Genomic DNA, 18,493 nt, shown 5'->3' with positions numbered 1-18,493 from the left:
TGAGAAACATTGTAAAATGCAGGCTCATCGCCTTAAAACCGATGTTGCGTAGCAATAAAAAAGCACCAGATTTTTCTGGTGCTAATAATTAAACTATTTTAGGACATTTTCAAAAACAGTTGACATACTTATTTATATTTTTCGAATTATTCTCACCACTTTATAAAACTAATAATATTGTAATAATAAAGAACATTATTTTATAAATATATATTACACCTATATCTTTTAAAGATTTTTAAAAATCTCTATATGGTATTAACTTATATGCTATAACTAAAAGGCTATATTTTAAACTATTATACCAATTAAATTATTATATTAAATTAATAATTTATAGAAACAGCCTTTCTTAAAACATAGCCTTAAACAATAAACTATAAAATGAGGTATCAGTATGAGTCATCCAAAGATCCCAGGAGTAGATCTGAGCAAATGTAAAACACTTCATCGTAGTAAAAAAGAACGCATTTATTTGACTGAAGACTATAAAGTAATAAAAATATGTAAAAATTTAGACGAATGTAGAAGAGAGTACCTTATATTAAAATACTGCGAAAACAATAAATATTTCCCTAAAGTATATGAGTATCACACGGGATATTTAATAAGAGAATATGTTTCAGGCATGTGTTTGATAGATTATATTAAAAAAAACAGTTTAGATGAAACCTTAGCTTTAACCTTAGTTGATCTCATAGAGAACTTTAAAACACTAAATTTTACAAGATTAGATACAGGTCTTTCTCATATATTTATCAGTAAAAGCGGGGCTATAAAGGTTATTGGCTTAAAAAATAACTACACTAGAAATGAAAAATATCCTAAACACATGATATCTGGATTAAAAAAGCTTAAAGTTTCTAAAAAATTCTTTAAGTTTCTAAAAACTGCTCGTCCTGATATTTATAAAGAATGGAAAGAATGAGTTATATTTTACTCACCTAAAAAATTCATTTAGAATTTTCATTTTAAAATAAAATATAACTTATTCTTATATTACTATAGAAAAACTGAGCATATTATATAAACTTATCTTTAATTAATATTAGTAACAATCCCAATTATATAATACATTACTAAAATCAAGATTTCTTAAATCCTCTTCTTTTATAAAAAAGTTTGCAATACCAGAATCCCCAAACATTAAATCGCATTCACTCTCACAATCTAATTGGAGAAGCAAAGTATCAAATAGAGATAATTCTTTATTTCCTTCTCTTGGATCAGATTGAGTAAATTCTGGATAACCACCTATTCGGCAACAAGAATAATTTAACTCATCAATATAATTCTCCATATCCTCATCTGTAAAATGAATATCTTTATATAGTGCTTCAAACTCATAAGTATATCCTTGTACAGGCATGTACTCCTTTGAAAAATACATTTTGCCTTCTTTTTCAAAAGGTAAATACCACTCTTCTTCTAATTCTTTTAAGAAAGAGAAGTCTGTAACTAATAGTTTTTCATCTTTTTTAACTTCAGGTAAATATATTATTCTAAATGTATCTTGTTTACATGGATTGTCAAAGTCAGCCCCATATAAATCATCTGGAAATATAAAAACTTGTAATATTCCTTTTGTAGGAAATGGTTCTATATGTGGTACTTCTTCAAAATTTATTTGAGCTAGTAATCTTAGTTGTTCCCCTTTTAATGTCTTGGGATACTCCATTCCAATCTCTAAATAGGGATTACCACCTATCTTACTTTCCCACGGAAGTGTGTTTTGACTTTTTAATTCAATTTTTACATAAGGTCTTATGGTTTTTTCTATAACTTGTCTGAATTTCTCCAACTCTTCTGGAATTTGTAATCTTATGTTTTTCACTATATTCTCCTCCTTTTTCGCGCTAGAATCAACTTTATCCGATGTCTACCGCCACTAATAATCCAATATACTCTGGGAAAGCGATTCACACCAAATCAAAGATTTGAGTTCTCTGCTTTTTCAATAATACCATTATTTCCATGTGAAAAACTAGATATAATTTTTAATAAACAATTTTTCTAAATTTAATTACAGTAAAAACATAAAATATCCCATAAATAATGACAAAAGTTATTATACTTATAGCCGTAGGGATTAATAAATTATAATTTATTAATCTACCTAATATTAAAATAGCAGCACAGCTGTGAACTACCCCTACAATTAAAGGTAATATAAAATATATTAATACTTGATTTGATATTACTTTTATAAGCTCTTTTTCTGTTATACCTATCTTCATTAAGATATCATATTTGATTTTATCCATAAAAGCTTCACTTAAAATCTTAAAATGAATCACACTACCCGTAGCCAATACAAATACCAAAGCTAAAATACTTCCCATAAAGAAAATAATTCCATATGGTTTATATCCTGCTCTATATTTTTCAGCAAAAGAATATAGCTTGTTATCTATATGTTTTATGTTTTTTAATCCCATAGCTAAATCCATGCTTTTTTCTTGATTATCCACTATAATTCCATTAAACTCATATTCTTTAAACTGTTTCTTAATATTGTTATAATCCAAATCACTAACTACAATAGTAACAGCATTTATTCCTCCACCAAATAAAGGAGTCTTCAATTCTGATTTTACCTTATAACTTAAATTACCTATGTGGAATTTTTTACCTCCAGGAGCCTTTACTGCTGATATAGCTACTTTAGGTCTTTCTATATAAATACATTCACCATTTAACAAATCAGATTTTTTAACAATCTCTTCATAGTTTTTTACTTTTAAGTCTTTACTTATCTTCTTAAAATCAGAAACTTTAGTTACTACTAACTTTTCACCATAAAAATCATAATTAGTTTTATATTTATTAATGAGAACAAAATTGGCTTTTTCTTTTAATAAAACATTGTGATTGGATTCATTAAGAACTTTATCAACTTTATCCTTCATGATTTTATCTTCCTTACCTTCTATTTCATAGGTAAATGAGTATGGAAGGTCTAAATCTAAACTTCCTATGGTATATTTAATTGAAGTAACAGTTCCAAATGCTGTTATTGCCGATGCAATTAAAATAGCAATAGTAGCAAGTGTTCTATAATTCCCTTTAATTCTAAAATTAATATTAGACATACTTATGACATTTGTACCTTTATACAAAATATTCTTTTTATTTATAATATGTCTCATTATCATTGGTAAAAAACCACCAAATAGCCAATAAGTCCCCAAAATAGTTAATATGGTTATTATAGGAATATAAGCTATAACGGTTAGTCTTTGCAATTTAGCACACATTAAATATACTGTACCTATAATTAAAACTGAAGCTATGGCTTTAAAATAATTTATTTTTAGAATACCTTCATGCTTTTTGGAAGCATTGAATAAATCTATTAATTTACTTCTAACTATATTGACATAACTTAAAACTGAAATAGCTAAGAATATAATTAAAAAAGTAACTGTTGTTTCAAATACTGCTTTTATTGATACAAAAAACCTTAACTTAATATCCAAATAGGCAACCTTCGATAACAGCATAACAAATAATTTTGAAAATAAAATTCCAACAAAAATTCCTGACACAATTGATACAATTCCTAATAAAAAACTCTCTATTGCAAATATCAATCCTATTTTATAATTATCTATACCTGCAAAAGCATAAATTCCTATTTCTTTCTTTTTCTGGTTTAAAAAAAATGAATTAGAAAACCATATGAAAAATATTAAAAACACAAGAAGTAATGTAGATGCAGCAATTGTAGTTTCTCTCATAGTATCCATAGCTTGTTTTAAGCTCATAATTTGTGGATGATACTTTATTGCTATAAAATTGTAGTATATAGAAACAGAAAAAATCATAGCCATTATATGAAGTGCATAAACCTTAACATTGTGTCTAAAGTTATTATAAGCTATACTAAAACAATTCATTAACAGCACCTCCTAAAGCTGCAAGCATTTCAAGTATTCTCCCAAAAAATTCTTTTCTTGATTCATTCTTATCAAGTTTAGCATGAATTTTGCCATCCTTTATAAATAGTATTCTTTTACAATAACTTGCTGCAAAAGCATCATGAGTCACCATAATTATTGTTTTATTAAATTTCTTATTCATATTGCTTAAGCATTGCAAAAGTTCAGCAGAAGACTTTGAATCTAATGCTCCTGTAGGTTCATCTGCAAATATTACAGATGGCTCTGTTATTATTGCTCTTGCTGCTGCAGTTCTCTGCTTTTGTCCTCCTGAAAGTTCATAGGGATAGTTATTTAAATGCTTATCAATTCCAAAGAACTCGCTTAATTCTTTTACTTTGCTTCTTATTTCGCTAGAGTTCATTTTTGATAAAGCTAAAGGAAGAGCTATATTATCTTCAACTGTCATTGTATCAAGTAAATTAAAATCTTGGAAAATAAATCCTATTTTTTCTCTTCTAAACAATGCTAACTCTTTATTTTTTAGCTTAGTTATATCTTTACTCTCAAAATAAATATTACCTTCAGTTGGCATATCAATAGTTGAAATTAAATTTAAAAGAGTTGTCTTCCCTGCTCCTGAAGGTCCCATAATTCCTAAAAACTCTCCTTCTTCAACTTTAATATCTATACCGTCTATTGCAGTAAAGCCTCTTACCTTACCACCATAAACCTTTTTTAAATCCTTTGTTTCTATTACTATACTCATAATTTTCCCCCTATTTAACCTGAATTATTTTTTTGTTATATAGTCCATAATAGGATCATTATTATTTATATAATCATTTATTGACAATTCGATTTTCTTATCTGGAATAAATGATGAAATATCTTTGTCGTAGTTATTAAAATATTTTGTTGAATACCTTATAGTAGTATTTGTGTTTGGAAGTTTAAATTTCTTAACTTCTCCATAATGATTTGGTTTTCCTGATGTATTCTCACCAACGAAAATAGCTTTAGTATCTTGTTTTAAACTTATGGCATTAAGTATTGCAGAAGAAAAAGTCTCTCTTCCTACTATAACGAATATTTTGCCATTTTTATTTAATTCACTTTTTGATATTTTTTTAATAAATCCATTTAAAACACGTGAAGATCCTCCTCGGTTGTTTCTTAAATCTATCACAAGCTTTTTCACCTGTTCCTTTTCAATAGCCGCCATAAGTTCCTTTGAAAATTCTTCAAAAGACTTATCATCATCATACTCAACACATTTACTATAATTAAAATACATTACCTTGCTGTCATTTAAATACTGGAACCAATATGCCTTATCCTGATTTTTCATATATAAAGGAATATTCCTTCCTGATTTTCCTTTATTTAATATTCTATTAAATACTATTTCACTATCCAAAGACTTCATGGTTATTTCTATATCCTTACCGTTTTTATCCTCAAAAGTAAATTTAGCTGTATCCTTGTTATCAATAATATGAAGAGGTTGAAGTACTGTTGGCATTATAATATAATATTTTATCTGGCTTTTTACCCCTGACTCATTATCATGAGTAATTATATTTGACATATCTTTAATTATACTTTTAATATCTGTATTATTAATTTTTTTAAGCTTACCATATTTAATTTGACTATATTCATCTGTAGTATTAATAGCGTAAATCCCATCATTAAACCAATATAAATCTATAGGGAACATTTTTTCTGAACTAATATTTGAACCTGTATGTCCATCTCCTATTGATGTCATTATTTTATTTATTTCAATTCTTACTTCATCATCATTCATTTTATTTATAGATTGTTTTAAATTAGTTATTTTATTATGAAACTCATCTTTTCCTAATTTAAAAAATAAATTTTTATGTCTTTTAGGAAGTTCTTCTGCAAGATAATCAATATCGTTTTGCCAAGCTTCTACCCTATCTCCACTTTTACAAATATATTTGCCACTATTGTCACATCCTAAAAGTGCAAAACACATTACACCTACCATCAATCCCGCCAATATTCTTTTCTTCAATATAAACTCCTCCTTTATATACACCTACATTTCCCAATTACAATTTTAAATTATATAGTTACATATAACTTTTTTTAAATAGATCTTGTTTTAGCTATTTTAATTAATCTTATATATTAATTTTAGAATTTCTACCATGTTTCTTCCATCACATTACATGACATTTAAAAGTTTTAAGTGACATTTTTGTAATGTAAATAATATTCTTAGGAATTTTACTTCTTTGAAACCGTTATCCAAGTTCGTACCAATCTTTATTCTCACTAAAAAAATGGGAGTATTAGAGTGACTATACATCAGATAAAAATAATAAGGACAATTAATGAAAATCATTAATTGTCCTTATTATTAAACTTGAAAATAATCAGATATCTTATAAAATATTACTATAAATTCTGTATACTCACCGGACTCAGAAGCAACTTTTATATCATGATTTAATTTTTTAGCCATCTTTTTAGAAAAATACAAACCCATTCCTGTTGATTTTCCTGTTTTTCTTCCATTATTTCCTGTAAACCCTTTGTCAAATACTCTGCTTATATCTTTATGACTTATCCCAGTTCCATTATCTTTTATAAAAAGTTTTACTGATTTCTCATCTTCTTCACAATAAATCTTCACTTCTCCATTTTCATCTACATATTTACAAGCATTATTTATTATCTGCTCTAATATATAGGAAATCCATTTTTTATCTGTCACAACATTAAAATTAACTTCTCCTAATATCAAATCTATTTTTTTTGATATAAAGAAAAATGCATTTTTTTTAACAGCTTCATTTACTACTTGCTTTAAATTCACTTCATTTATTAAAAGATCCTCTGAATAACTAGATGCTCTACCTGCATATAGCACTTGTTCCACTAAAAATTTTATTCTTGCATACTCACTTCTTAAATTGTTAGGGATATCACTAGCTACTTCAAGATCATCCTCTATTCTATCTGCTATTAACTCACATACTGAAATAGGAATTTTTATTTCATGAACCCATCTTGTTATATAATCATTTAGTTCATCAAGTTGTTCTTTTAGTTTTCTTGTATTTTCATACATCTCTTCATTCTTGATCTTTATTGTATCTTTAATAAGTTTTGCCTCAAAAACATCACTTTTAAGATTAATCAAATCTATATTCTCACATTTATTTAAAGCCTCATAAAATTCTTTATAGTCTGCTTTCCATCTCTTATATCTAAATATTAAAAAAAACAAAGAAACGGATAAAATTAAAACATTTATATATACGATATCATAAATAGAGCTAGAAAGTTCTGTACTGCTTATCAATACTAAATTAATGATTATAATTACAATAACAAAATGTATAATTGTATATATAGAATTCTTTAGATATAATTTAAAGTTCATAGTATAACATATCCTTGCCCTTTTTTTGTCTCTATAAAATTATAAATACCTATATCCTCTAAACTCTTTCTAAGTCTATTTACATTTACAGTTAGAGTATTATCATTAATAAAAGTATCGTCATCCCATAAAATTCTCATAATTCTATCTCTAGATATTATCTTCCCTATATTTTTCATTAAAAGAAGAAGTATTCTTAATTCATTTTTTGTTAATTCAATTTTATTTTCATTATAAATTAAAGTACTGTCATTAATATTTAAAACAACACCATTATGCTCTATTACATCTCCTAAATTTTCACCATATGAATACACTCGTCTAAGCATAGCATGTATTTTGGTTACTAATATATCCATAGAAAATGGTTTTGTAACAAAATCATCTCCCCCCATTTTTATTGCCATCATTATATCCATATTGGTATTTCTTGAAGATAAAAATATAATTGGAACCTTTGAAATCACTCTTATCTTTTGGCACCAATAAAATCCATCAAAACATGGAAGATTTATATCTATAATAACTAAATGAGGTCTATTGTGTACAAATTCATTAAATATATCTTCAAAATTTTTAACTGTAGTAAGATTAAATCCCCATTTTGAAAGGCCTTTTTCTATTTCTGAACAAAGTCTTAAATCATCCTCTATTATCATTATTTTATACATTGTTTCACTCCAAATTTATAATTATTATATTATGAACATAATTTTATTCTAATTTATTGCAATAATTAATTCAATAATCATTTGTTTTTGTTAATATAAAACATTCTCTGTTTTTTTATTTTATGTCAAATTTTCATTTTTTATGTATATTTTAACCATTTTATGTTATACTTTCTATATATAATTTCATATTTACTTTTAAGTAAATATTATGAATCGAGAAAATAATTTTTTTAAAAACTAACCTTTAGGAGAGGACGGTAGTAATTATGAAATTAAAATTCCGTATTTTATTAGCAACTTTATTACTATGTTTACTGTCTTTTACTGTATATGCTGCAGACAGCTACATAAAAGATAATGCTGGTGTATTAAGTTCATCTACATTAAATCAAGTAAATAAAAACTTTAGCAAATTAGAAACTAATACCAAGGCACAAGTTAAAATATTTGTTGTAAAATCCCTTAATGGTAAAAACATAAATGATTTTACTTCTAATTTAATAAAAACATCTACCAAAGGAGATAAGTATGCTATTTTTGTAGTCTCAATAAAAGACCATAAAAATAAATTTGTAGTAGGTTCAGGATTAAATGCTGTATTCAATAAATCTAAAATACAAAAAATAGTTTCTCTTCCAAATCCATATTTTAAAAAGAAAGACTTTAATACCGGTATATTAAAAGTAGGACAGGCTATAGATCAATCTATAACAAGTACTGCTGTTAAAAGTGGTCAAGCTAAAGTTGTAGATAAAGGATTAAGCAAATCAGTAGAACCTGAAACTAGCCATACTGGATTAATAATATTTCTTATAACTGTTTTTGTTATAATTGTTTTTATAGTATATTCATTAAAGAAAAGATCAGATAGAAATGTTGAAAATTTGGCAAGAAGACATGGATTAGATAATTTTCAAAATAATAATGCATCTTTTAGATCATCAAATGTTTCAAACAACAATAGAAATTTTAATAATCCAACTTACGAACCACCTTATAGAAGAACAGATGAGAGATATTATTCCAATTCTAGAAATAACAGAGGTGACTTTGTTAAAGGCATGGTTGTAGGTGGATTAGTTACACATGGTATTGATAAAGCACTTGAACATAATCATCACACTTATAATAGTTCTTACAATGATTCTTATGATGAAGATACTGAATTAACCAGTGGAGATTGGAACCTATCTGATGGAACTTCTGATTGGGGAGATGACTCTTCATCTGACTATGATAGTAACTCTAACTGGGGAGACGACTCTTCATCTGATTATGATAGTTCTGACTGGGATGATTCTTCATCAGATTATGATAGCGATAGTTCTGATTGGTAATTTAAAATTTCACTATTATGTACTAAAAAATCCTTACAAAACCATAATTTTGTAAGGATTTTTTGTTTTTAAATTATATTATTAGTACATGAACTAAGTATAAACCACTCACCCTCATAAGCTAGATTTCATATAATAATATGATAACAAATCTAACGGAGGTAAAGTTTTATGAGGAAAAAATGGTTTAGTTTATTATCTATTTTGACTACACTTTTCATAGTTTCTTCTATATTTTACGGATGCAGCTCCAAGAAAAAAAATGAAATTAAAACAGTTAAATTAAACGAAGTAGTACGTTCTGTATTCTATGCTCCTATGTACGTAGCCATAAATGAAGGTTTCTTTAAAGAGGAAGGCTTGGACATAGATTTATCTACAGGTCAAGGTGCAGATAAAACCATTACAAAAGCACAAGAATATTATTAAAATAAGGGCACTAGATTAACCCAGTGTCCTTATAACTCACTAATCTCTTTATTACATTATCTAGTAACTCTTCTATTTCTCTATAGTCTAGCTTTTTATCTTTTATCAACTCTTCTATTTTTTCTTTTGTCTCATCCATTTCAGATTCCCCCTGTATTTTGTATTATCAAGTATCTTTTTAGATATTCTTACAATTACCTTTACTACTAAATTATACCTCTTATAGCTTTAAAATTCAAGAACACATGTTCGCACATAGTATTGTATTTAACTGTCACGCTCTGTGACATTTTTTTCTTGCATATAATGACCATGATAGGATTTTCTTGAGGTGATTATAATGTGGGAATTCCATACTAGATTAAAAGCTATTCGTGAGGATAGTGATCGAACACAACTAGAAGTAGCCGAAGCCTTGAACATAACTCGTACTGCTCTTACTAATTATGAGAGTGGTTACAGAGAACCTAATATTTCACTACTTGTTAAAATAGCTGATTACTTTGATGTCTCTTTGGACTACCTCCTTTGCAGAACAAATTTAAGGATATCCTTTTCAAAAGCATGTTCTCAAAAATTTAAAAATAAATAATTATTTATTACTAAAAAACCTAAATAGCTCTCAAGTACTATTTATTTATTACAAATGCTCCATTTTTCTCTCTTCCACTTGCATTATAACATAAAAATCGTACACTACCAGTCAACCGTTAGACAAATTTTTCATGTTTACCATATATGATATTTGTTTCATTTTTATGACTTATTTTTCTATAATTTATGTAATGATTTTTGGCTTATTTTAATATATATTAAAATTGGTGATGAAATGTGTTTAAAAATAATATAAAATTTTTTCGAGAACAAAGAAAGATAAGCCAAATGGAATTAGCTCAAAGGGCTGGATTGTCTAAAAGTTATATATCTGCACTAGAACGATATAAAAGAAACCCAACACTCCAAACACTACATAAGATTTCATCAGCGCTAGAAATATGTGTTGGGTTACTAGTAACTGATAACAAATATTGCAGTTGTCTTAAATGCAAAGAGCAGTGTAAAAAAAGCCATAGAATTTAATCTATGGCTTTTTGTTCTATTTAAATAAAAACACTAGAAAATAAATTAATAACAACAATATAAATAGATCCTCTGCTCCGCCAGTTTTTAAAATATCTTTTGAATAACTTTAATAAACCAAGGTGGATTTTCTATAAAATATCTAATAAGATTTATTACTGGTACACCCATTATACAAATTCCAGAAAATTTTATTATATCTGCGTAATCTCTTTTCCCGAAACATTTTAATGATTTTGAAACTATTAGAGTTACTGCTCCAGCTTTAGCTATTTGGATTAAACATGTACCTACCATTTAGTTCACCTCTATGCTAAAAGAGATAATGCTTTTATTAATTTAGTAACTATTCCTATAGCTGTAAGCCCAAGTCCCGATAATCCTGCTATATTACAGAAACTAGCCATGTCTGCTTTGCCAAAAGCATTAAGCACTTTCTCTGCTATTGTTGCTCCCACACCTATTCCTGCCATGCTAATTATTACACTTATATTCATATATTAATCCTCCATTTTCTACTTATTTTTAATGAAGAAACAAATTATTGAGGTTGAATAAAATAATATTAAGAGGTTATAATTAAGGATAAGATAGATAAAAACAATAAATATTTAATTGTAATTATCCATCTTAAAGTGTTAAAAAAATAAATTACTTAGCTTTTTGATATTTACTTAAATTAATAATCTTTCCATCAGCAACCTTCTTACGCCCATAAGAAAGTTGCTTTTTATTTTTATAATTAGTAATTAAGTGTAAACAAGCGTTTTTAGCTTGAATTAGTATAGTTTTAATGCACCTGCCTATTATCCTAAAGCTTTTTAAAATTGATTTTGGAATTAGCATATAAAACAGTAAACCTGCAACTTGTAACATAACAAGACAAAACACTAATTCCTTTAAAGAGTGTTTTAACATAATTAACATTTGTTCCATAGTAATCCTCCTAAAAGTTTATTTATTTTAATAATTTGTTTTAAATGAACAGTAGCTACTTACATTAGCAACTATATATTTAAAGAATAATTGTCTATAATAGCCACTATATAAATCTATAGTAAAAAAAGTTGGACTAAGTATCTAAACTTCACCTTACCTTTTGCCATAGATTTAACAATAACTACTATAAATAATTACAATTAAATATACAGAACTAAGCAAGCTATACTATTATTGAACAAATCTTAAAATACTAAGCATTAGCATATCACTAGAACTTTTGTGTAATAAAATTTTTAACTTTTGTGATATGTACGGAAGGTTGCTGCCGCTTTTCCCTTCCTATCCAATTTGTTCAAAAATAAGCTGTTAGGAGATTTAGAGTATTCTAACTGTTCGGTGTGTACGTTTGTCATATTAGATGTTCTATAGAATAGTTTTAAATTACTGTCTTCGCTATATCGCTAAGAGATGTGTCTAACTGTATTATTTCCATGTCGGTTTTATTTTCTTTAGAGTAATTATGGTTTGTATTTTGAACTATAATAAGTTTGGGAAGTGTATTATTAGTTTGATTTAAGATTGTATTGAGATGTTTATTGTACCTATTTATTTCTACATAATCGTGACGTAATTGTATTTCCAAAATGTGATAATATCTATAATCGCCAAGTTTAAATATTATGAAAGCATCTGCTATAGCTCCATTAAAATCCTTCTCTATTTCTATTTTTTCAAACTCTACACCTAGAGTTTTTAGGTCTGATATATAATCCATTACTAATAAATCATGTTTAGATACCTTTCTTAATTTTGAATCTTCTGGAACATATATCATATTATTAGTTTCTGTATTTTTAAAAACTCTTATATATCCCCCATTTTCTAGAATTTTTTTTAATCTTCTTCTAGCAATATCATATTGAGTCTTAAAATTGCCAAAGAATAATTTTGCTGCTTGATCTATAGTAAGAAAACCATATTGATCTATAAAATTAATAATCTTTCTATCTCTACTTGTAATCATTTTACTTTCTCCCTTCCATGCTTTGGTTGTGTATAAGGTACAAAGTTAGATATTTTAGATATATTTTCTTTTAACTTATCTTCTTTTGTTTTAACTAGATCCTTATCTACTTTTGTAAAATCTACTGGTATACAATTTCTATACTTTTGTTTCTTAAGATCTCTAAATAAATCTCTATGTTTAGTTTCTAATTTAGGCTTTATATAATTGTAGATTTTTTTATTATTAACTAATGGTACTATCCCATAGTTATGTTTATTTGTGTAGTAAATAAACTCTCTTTGCTCCAAACCTAGAGCCATTTGCCCATCATCTAAAACTATCTCGGAACTCTTACTATTGTTTTGTCTAAAGCTTATAATACAAGTGCATTGGCTTCTTATAAAAGGGTCTAGATTATCCGCTGTAGGTCTCTGTAAACTACATATAAGAAATACTCCTAACCCTGCGCCAAATTGTGCTATCCTTCGTATTAAACTTATAATTTCTTCTTTTAACTTTTTAGCTTCTTTATTATCCCCTTTAACTTGAAATAAGGAACTCATTTCGTCGAAAACCACATATACTGTAGATAACTCATTTAATGGATTAACTTTGTTATAATCTAAATAATTATCCGCTTTAGCCTCTTGTCTTAAAGGCTTAATAAGATTGTTCCTATCTAACATTTTCTTATCTATATGTTGTAATAAGATTAATGTTTTTTCTAAGTTATCTGCAAAGGCTCTTGTTTGCTTACAATTTTCATATAACACTAAATCACTTTTAGCAACCTGCACTAAGTAAAGTTCTAATTCAAACCTACTACAATTAACTATTAAATTAGTTAAAATACAATCCATTAACTTAGATTTCCCGGATCTAGTTCCTCCTGTAATTAGGAGATGTGGGTATTTAACAACATCTAATAAAATAGATTCATTACTATAAGTATTAGCTAAATATATTTCGGTAGGCTTTGCTTTTATTATTTTAAATTCTATTTTCTTATCTATATTAAAGATAAATTCTGCGTGTATTATGTTGCATCTTTTAGCCTTATTAAACACAAACATGCAGCCATAAAAGTCCTCTATATAAATTCTTTTTTCTTCTAACTGTTTAGAATTTAATCCAGCTACAATAAGTATATCTGCTTTATATCCATACTTAGCTTTTACTAGATTGTTAAGGCTAAAGGTTTGCTTTAACTCATTATATAATTTTAGATTAGCCATAAGAGTTATCCACTTTCTTTCAAACTCCCCAAGATCTTTACTTCTATTTAAATCCTTAATAAGCTTTTTAAACATAACGGCCACCTATAAAATACTTTTGTTGTCTGCATCATTTAGCTTTTTATATTTCTTTAGATTACTTCTTACAGACATTACTTTAAGCTTTCCCTTACTATTGCAAGATTGATTAAAAGTATAGGCTAACACACTTACACTAAACCAAATTCCAATACAAGCTATCGTAATAACCATCTAACCCCTCCTAAATTATTCTCCTAATTGTTTTATAGTATATACTATGTATTGTTATTAAAAATATTGCCTGTCCTACAAAAAATATTTGTATAAATACAAACTTATTTAAAATAAAAAAGTACCTATTCCTCTGTAGGTACTTTATAAACTATATCTTCCATTTTAATATTTAATTTTAACGATATATCTAACAATGCTTCTGTACTAGGTTGAACTGCATTTTTTTCCCATCTATTATATAACCATGTGCTAACATTTAAATATTCTGCAAAGTCTTTTTGAAACTTATAACCTTTATCTAGTCTTATTTCTAATAATCTATTTTTTATTGCCATATGACCACTCCCAACTATATGTAATTATTCTATAAATTCTATAAAATACCTTTTAAATGAAGAAAGTGTAGGCTATAATACCTACACTAAGACTTACTTAAGATTAAATTCTATATTTTTATCATGCTTCATAATTAATTTTAAATTCTCTAATTTAGTTCCTAAAGAAACTAAATTAGAGAAAATTGATATATTTAAGAGAATAATTTTTGCCGAATTTTTGACGTCAAAATAAAAAACTAAGATTAATTCTTAGTCTTTTATTCCTATATATATAAGTATCTTTTAATTATTTGTTTATTCTGTTATTTTTATATCTAATACTCTATATTTACTTAAATCTTTTGTACATTCCATTTTAACTATAAAATTATTTCTTATTTTTGCTCCAAAACTATTTTCTGCATCTACATATCCTGTTATATAAAAAATTGTCATATCTTTATTTTCGCTATTAGTTTCTTTAATTTTATATTTGTCAAACCCCCATGGGAATTTAGCTGTGCTAGGAGCTTTTAAATTTTCCTTTACAATTTCTTGTACAGTTGTAATCAATGTGGCTTCTTTATCGCTTTCTTCTATTTTAGCCTTTTCTTTAGCTTCTTCTGCTTGTTTAGCTTTTCTTTCTGCCTCTAGTTTTTTTGTTTCTTCTTCTTTTGCTTTTTTTTCAGCGGCTATTTCTTCGGATGTCTTTTCTTTTTTTTGTTCAGTAGCTGGCTTTGTGGATGTATCTGTAGCAGATTTTTTATCATCATTATTACTACCACCAATGCCTATAAGTACAACAATAATCACCCAGAACCACCATTTCTTAAAAATTGTTTTTTTCATACCATTCCCCACCTAACTATGTAAATTATGTACAATGTAGCTTAATTATACATAAATATTAACAATTTGTAAAATATTGATACATTAATACAAAAAATAAAAAAAGAGGTAGCCTCTAGGGACTACCTATAATAATCTTATATATTTACCATAAACACATCCAGTTGGATAGATACTGTACCAATCATTATATTGTTTATAAATTTTGACTTTAGTGCCTTTCTTAAGCTTCTTTATAACCTTAGCTTCTATAGAGTTTGTTTCTCTAACATTTAAAACAGATGCTGTAACTATTCCATATCTACCCTCTACGCTGCCACCACTATTTTGTACATTACTTATAGCTTTTAACATTTGCTGCAATGGGAAGTATCTACCTGGGCAATCAGTGTTTCTATAATATTTATGGCCATTAACTTCACTTATTTTGTATGTTTCTTTTAAATATTTAATTAATTCAACTCCAGCATCAAATTGAGCCTGTGGCATGTTTTTATCTTTATCATAGTTACCTTGAAAACAAACTCCAATAGAACAATGATTTTGACCATAGCAATTCGCTCCAGTTACACTAACTGGTCTACCTTGCCACACTGAACCATCTTTACATACATAGTAGTTATATCCTATCATGCTGAACCCCATATTTCTCATTACACCATTAAGCTGTTCAATAGATCCATAAAACTCCGGATGATGAATAATAATTTTATTTGGATCATTCCATCCGCCTGTATTTTCTTGACCTTTTAAATATACTTTGTTTATATCCATAATAAATTACCTCCATTTATTTTTTAAAATATTAAAGAGCAACAACTACTGCTACTCTTACTTAATTTCTTTTTTATTTCCTTCTTTTAATTGTATTAATACATCTTTTAATGCATCTGGGAAAGGTACTCCCAATCTTACGGCATTTTCTAAAATAGAAAGGCCTTCTATTCCAATATAGAACCATATTACTAGCGTACGGAATATCCAACCTTGTCCCAAAAGTCTGTCTAAAGATACCGCAAGAATTAAAATTATTAAAATAGTAAACTTCTTTTTAAGTCCATTAAAACCTATCTGGGAACTTAGATTTTTTTCTTTAGTTCCACACATAATACCCATAATATAATCTAGCACCATACATACTATTAATACCTGCAAGGCTAAATCCCAGTTACCAAATAAACATGTAAGTAAAGTTCCACCGCAAGTTATCGTTGTGTTAAACACCTCTTTTTTATCCATACTAACCCTTCTTTCTTTTTTAATAAAAATAGGCAAAATAAAAAGACTACATATTATAATAGTCCTTACTTTGCCTTTAATAATTATTTAATTTTACTTCGCATTAATTACCTATTGTGTCACTAAACTTCTGTTAAAATTTCTTTCTTTTCTTCTTCTGTAAGTTTTACATACTCTTTTATTATATCTTCTTTAGTCCTATTTTCTTGGTTTACTCTAGTTCTAATAGCATTAACAAATATTATTTTTTTCCAAACTGGCATTATAATTCTCCTCCTACATTCCTAAAGTATTAGCAAGTCCAATTTCTATAGCGGACAATCTTCCTTCTACAGATTGTTTTTGTTGCTCTTGCTGTTTTCTCTCATCATCCTTATTTTGTTTAGCTTTGTTATATTCTTCTTCTGAAACTTCTGTTATATCTTCATATTTAGATATATTATCTTCCATGGTTTTTACATAGCAATAAGCGTTATCAATATTTTTATCAAAATAAATTTGACTACCAGCTACAAATAAATCTATATTAAGTCCCTTATAATCATACTCTCCATTAAACTTTATTAGTTTTTGTATCTTTAATATATTCATATTTTACCTCCTGTTTAGTATTTATATAGCATTAAATAATAAAAAACAATATATACGTGACTTTAAGTTCCGAGAATTACCAGGATCAAATGCATCATAATCTCCAAACAAATTACTATTGAGATTTACTTTATATGAGGTTGATGGATGCCCACTGCTGCTCATACATATAAACTCAAATATATTATCATCATCTTTATCTTTTCCATATACATATAATGTATCTAACATACCACTTTCAAATATATTTGTTGCATATCCATGTGATTTTTGTGATGATAATATTGTTCCATTATCTGAAATAAAATTTAAATAAAAATAATGTTCACCACTTGTTGGAACTGTTATTTTATTTTTTTGTGAAAATAAAATGTCAGTTTGTCTCCAGCTATCAATTTGTGCTGTTATAGATTTTAAAATGGTATTATTATCATCCGTTAATTTAAATGTAGTATTATTTGCACGTGACCAAAACGTTCCATCATGATTTGGACAAATACTATCATAAGCGTTACTTGTATTTATTTTTTTTACTAATGTACCATTTAACTTATAATAATTAATAGAGCCCTTATTAATAAAATTTTTAAATTTATTAATTTCAGTATCCCAATAATAAATTCCATCTTTTTGTTTACTTATTTTACACAGGTCTAAGTTATACATTTTTATAATGTCTTCAACTAAATTATTTTTAATAACAGTATCTATGTTTTTCATACTGTTATCTATTTGCTCAAATGTTGGATTATTAGGTACTGTAATTCCTCTAGTCGACAATGTAGTACCTAATTGTTTTTTACCATTATCGACATTTATAAAAAGTTCTTCTAATGCTCCTTTTACATTTTTAGATGTAAACTTAGAACTACTTAAAGTAGTCTTTTCAGCAGTTACTTCTATATTATCAACTGTCGTTTTTAAGCTATTCGTTTGTGATTGTAAATTACTAATTTCACTTATAGTTTTTGTCTCAATATCAGACAATTGTGCCTCAATTGAGTTCCCACTTTTACATTTAATATCTTCAGCAGTTAGTTCTACAATCCCAATTTTATTATTTACAGATTTAACAGGAGCTTCTGGAATACTTTCTTCTAATTTTTTAAATCCACTATCAACTTTGTCCCAATTGTTATTTAATGCTTGATTTATATTAAATGTTGTTATATTAAAATCATCTGTATCTTTATCATATTTAAATAACTTTAAATGTTCTGTTTCTTTGCTCAAT

Annotated in this window: 24 protein-coding genes and 1 pseudogene; 5 read left to right on the top strand and 20 right to left on the bottom strand. The window is 26.8% G+C overall.

The window, feature by feature from the left end:
• Nucleotides 1-397: 397 nt before the first annotated feature.
• Nucleotides 398-928 (top strand): serine/threonine protein kinase, encoded by a 531-nt coding sequence (locus OW729_RS05150; protein ID WP_268060390.1) that lies wholly within the window; start codon nucleotides 398-400, stop codon nucleotides 926-928.
• Nucleotides 929-1,048: 120 nt separating this feature from the next.
• Here the strand turns inward: OW729_RS05150 and OW729_RS05145 are convergent, their stop codons facing one another.
• From OW729_RS05145 to OW729_RS05120, 6 genes are all read right to left on the bottom strand, one after another.
• On the bottom strand, nucleotides 1,049-1,834 hold the full coding sequence (locus OW729_RS05145; RefSeq protein ID WP_268060389.1) for a YwqG family protein: 786 nt from the start codon (nucleotides 1,832-1,834) through the stop codon (nucleotides 1,049-1,051).
• A 163-nt stretch (nucleotides 1,835-1,997) separates the two neighbouring features.
• Nucleotides 1,998-3,899, bottom strand: a complete 1,902-nt coding sequence (locus tag OW729_RS05140) for an FtsX-like permease family protein (protein WP_268060388.1) — start codon at nucleotides 3,897-3,899, stop codon at nucleotides 1,998-2,000.
• The gene (locus OW729_RS05135; RefSeq protein WP_268060387.1) at nucleotides 3,886-4,650 is read right to left on the bottom strand and encodes an ABC transporter ATP-binding protein; all 765 of its coding nucleotides are present in this window, start codon (nucleotides 4,648-4,650) and stop codon (nucleotides 3,886-3,888) included. The genes OW729_RS05140 and OW729_RS05135 overlap by 14 nt, the downstream gene beginning before the upstream one ends.
• A 24-nt stretch (nucleotides 4,651-4,674) precedes the next feature.
• A complete protein-coding gene (locus OW729_RS05130; protein ID WP_268060386.1) occupies nucleotides 4,675-5,928 on the bottom strand; it encodes a S41 family peptidase in 1,254 nt (417 codons plus the stop codon).
• Between the two features lie 348 nt (nucleotides 5,929-6,276).
• The gene (locus OW729_RS05125; RefSeq protein ID WP_268060385.1) at nucleotides 6,277-7,305 is read right to left on the bottom strand and encodes a sensor histidine kinase; all 1,029 of its coding nucleotides are present in this window, start codon (nucleotides 7,303-7,305) and stop codon (nucleotides 6,277-6,279) included.
• The gene (locus OW729_RS05120; protein ID WP_268060384.1) at nucleotides 7,302-7,976 is read right to left on the bottom strand and encodes a response regulator transcription factor; all 675 of its coding nucleotides are present in this window, start codon (nucleotides 7,974-7,976) and stop codon (nucleotides 7,302-7,304) included. Before OW729_RS05120 ends, OW729_RS05125 begins: the two co-directional genes overlap by 4 nt.
• 269 nt (nucleotides 7,977-8,245) lie before the next feature.
• Between OW729_RS05120 and OW729_RS05115 the strand changes: the two genes are divergently transcribed.
• Complete coding sequence (locus OW729_RS05115) at nucleotides 8,246-9,316, top strand: TPM domain-containing protein (RefSeq protein WP_268060383.1); 1,071 nt, start codon at nucleotides 8,246-8,248, stop codon at nucleotides 9,314-9,316.
• A gap of 171 nt (nucleotides 9,317-9,487) precedes the next feature.
• A pseudogene (locus tag OW729_RS05110) lies at nucleotides 9,488-9,721 on the top strand (ABC transporter substrate-binding protein); the annotation flags it as partial.
• 34 nt (nucleotides 9,722-9,755) lie between these two features.
• On the opposite strand, the gene OW729_RS05105 reads toward OW729_RS05110, so the two are convergent.
• On the bottom strand, nucleotides 9,756-9,884 hold the full coding sequence (locus tag OW729_RS05105) for a hypothetical protein (protein ID WP_268060381.1): 129 nt from the start codon (nucleotides 9,882-9,884) through the stop codon (nucleotides 9,756-9,758).
• Nucleotides 9,885-10,085: 201 nt separating this feature from the next.
• On the opposite strand from OW729_RS05105, the gene OW729_RS05100 reads away from it, so the two are divergent.
• Together OW729_RS05100 and OW729_RS05095 are read left to right on the top strand one after the other, a co-directional pair.
• Entirely contained in the window at nucleotides 10,086-10,337 is a 252-nt protein-coding gene (locus OW729_RS05100; protein ID WP_268060405.1) for a helix-turn-helix domain-containing protein, read from the top strand.
• Between the two features lie 239 nt (nucleotides 10,338-10,576).
• Nucleotides 10,577-10,825: a helix-turn-helix domain-containing protein gene (locus OW729_RS05095; protein WP_268060380.1), complete on the top strand. Its 249-nt coding sequence runs from the start codon at nucleotides 10,577-10,579 to the stop codon at nucleotides 10,823-10,825.
• Nucleotides 10,826-10,912: 87 nt separating this feature from the next.
• Here the strand turns inward: OW729_RS05095 and OW729_RS05090 are convergent, their stop codons facing one another.
• The 13 genes from OW729_RS05090 to OW729_RS05030 form a co-directional block, all read right to left on the bottom strand.
• Nucleotides 10,913-11,122, bottom strand: coding sequence for a hypothetical protein (locus OW729_RS05090; protein WP_268060379.1), 210 nt, complete (start codon nucleotides 11,120-11,122; stop codon nucleotides 10,913-10,915).
• An 11-nt stretch (nucleotides 11,123-11,133) separates the two neighbouring features.
• On the bottom strand, nucleotides 11,134-11,322 hold the full coding sequence (locus OW729_RS05085; protein WP_268060378.1) for a hypothetical protein: 189 nt from the start codon (nucleotides 11,320-11,322) through the stop codon (nucleotides 11,134-11,136).
• 154 nt (nucleotides 11,323-11,476) lie between these two features.
• Complete coding sequence (locus OW729_RS05080) at nucleotides 11,477-11,761, bottom strand: hypothetical protein (protein ID WP_268060377.1); 285 nt, start codon at nucleotides 11,759-11,761, stop codon at nucleotides 11,477-11,479.
• Nucleotides 11,762-12,203: 442 nt separating this feature from the next.
• Entirely contained in the window at nucleotides 12,204-12,791 is a 588-nt protein-coding gene (locus tag OW729_RS05075; RefSeq protein WP_268060376.1) for a hypothetical protein, read from the bottom strand.
• Entirely contained in the window at nucleotides 12,788-14,083 is a 1,296-nt protein-coding gene (locus tag OW729_RS05070) for an FtsK/SpoIIIE domain-containing protein (RefSeq protein ID WP_268060375.1), read from the bottom strand. The genes OW729_RS05075 and OW729_RS05070 overlap by 4 nt, the downstream gene beginning before the upstream one ends.
• Before the next feature lie 9 nt (nucleotides 14,084-14,092).
• A complete protein-coding gene (locus OW729_RS05065; RefSeq protein ID WP_268060374.1) occupies nucleotides 14,093-14,260 on the bottom strand; it encodes a hypothetical protein in 168 nt (55 codons plus the stop codon).
• A gap of 125 nt (nucleotides 14,261-14,385) precedes the next feature.
• The gene (locus tag OW729_RS05060; RefSeq protein ID WP_268060373.1) at nucleotides 14,386-14,598 is read right to left on the bottom strand and encodes a helix-turn-helix transcriptional regulator; all 213 of its coding nucleotides are present in this window, start codon (nucleotides 14,596-14,598) and stop codon (nucleotides 14,386-14,388) included.
• A 297-nt stretch (nucleotides 14,599-14,895) separates the two neighbouring features.
• The gene (locus tag OW729_RS05055) at nucleotides 14,896-15,429 is read right to left on the bottom strand and encodes a hypothetical protein (RefSeq protein WP_268060372.1); all 534 of its coding nucleotides are present in this window, start codon (nucleotides 15,427-15,429) and stop codon (nucleotides 14,896-14,898) included.
• A gap of 126 nt (nucleotides 15,430-15,555) precedes the next feature.
• Nucleotides 15,556-16,203, bottom strand: coding sequence for a peptidoglycan recognition protein family protein (locus OW729_RS05050; RefSeq protein WP_268060371.1), 648 nt, complete (start codon nucleotides 16,201-16,203; stop codon nucleotides 15,556-15,558).
• A 57-nt stretch (nucleotides 16,204-16,260) separates the two neighbouring features.
• On the bottom strand, nucleotides 16,261-16,668 hold the full coding sequence (locus tag OW729_RS05045; protein ID WP_268060370.1) for a phage holin family protein: 408 nt from the start codon (nucleotides 16,666-16,668) through the stop codon (nucleotides 16,261-16,263).
• A gap of 122 nt (nucleotides 16,669-16,790) precedes the next feature.
• Complete coding sequence (locus OW729_RS05040) at nucleotides 16,791-16,931, bottom strand: hypothetical protein (RefSeq protein WP_268060369.1); 141 nt, start codon at nucleotides 16,929-16,931, stop codon at nucleotides 16,791-16,793.
• Nucleotides 16,932-16,944: 13 nt separating this feature from the next.
• Nucleotides 16,945-17,259 carry a hypothetical protein gene (locus OW729_RS05035; RefSeq protein ID WP_268060368.1) on the bottom strand — a complete coding sequence of 105 codons (315 nt, stop codon included), beginning with the start codon at nucleotides 17,257-17,259 and terminating at the stop codon, nucleotides 16,945-16,947.
• Nucleotides 17,260-17,280: 21 nt separating this feature from the next.
• Nucleotides 17,281-18,492, bottom strand: coding sequence for a hypothetical protein (locus OW729_RS05030; RefSeq protein ID WP_268060367.1), 1,212 nt, complete (start codon nucleotides 18,490-18,492; stop codon nucleotides 17,281-17,283).
• Nucleotide 18,493 lies beyond the last annotated feature (1 nt).

Origin of the sequence: Clostridium brassicae, from assembly GCF_026738875.1 — a bacterium.
Lineage (GTDB): Bacteria > Bacillota > Clostridia > Clostridiales > Clostridiaceae > Clostridium_H > Clostridium_H brassicae.
Note: the sequence above shows the minus strand (reverse complement) of the source record. Positions and strands in the feature narration are given on the sequence as shown.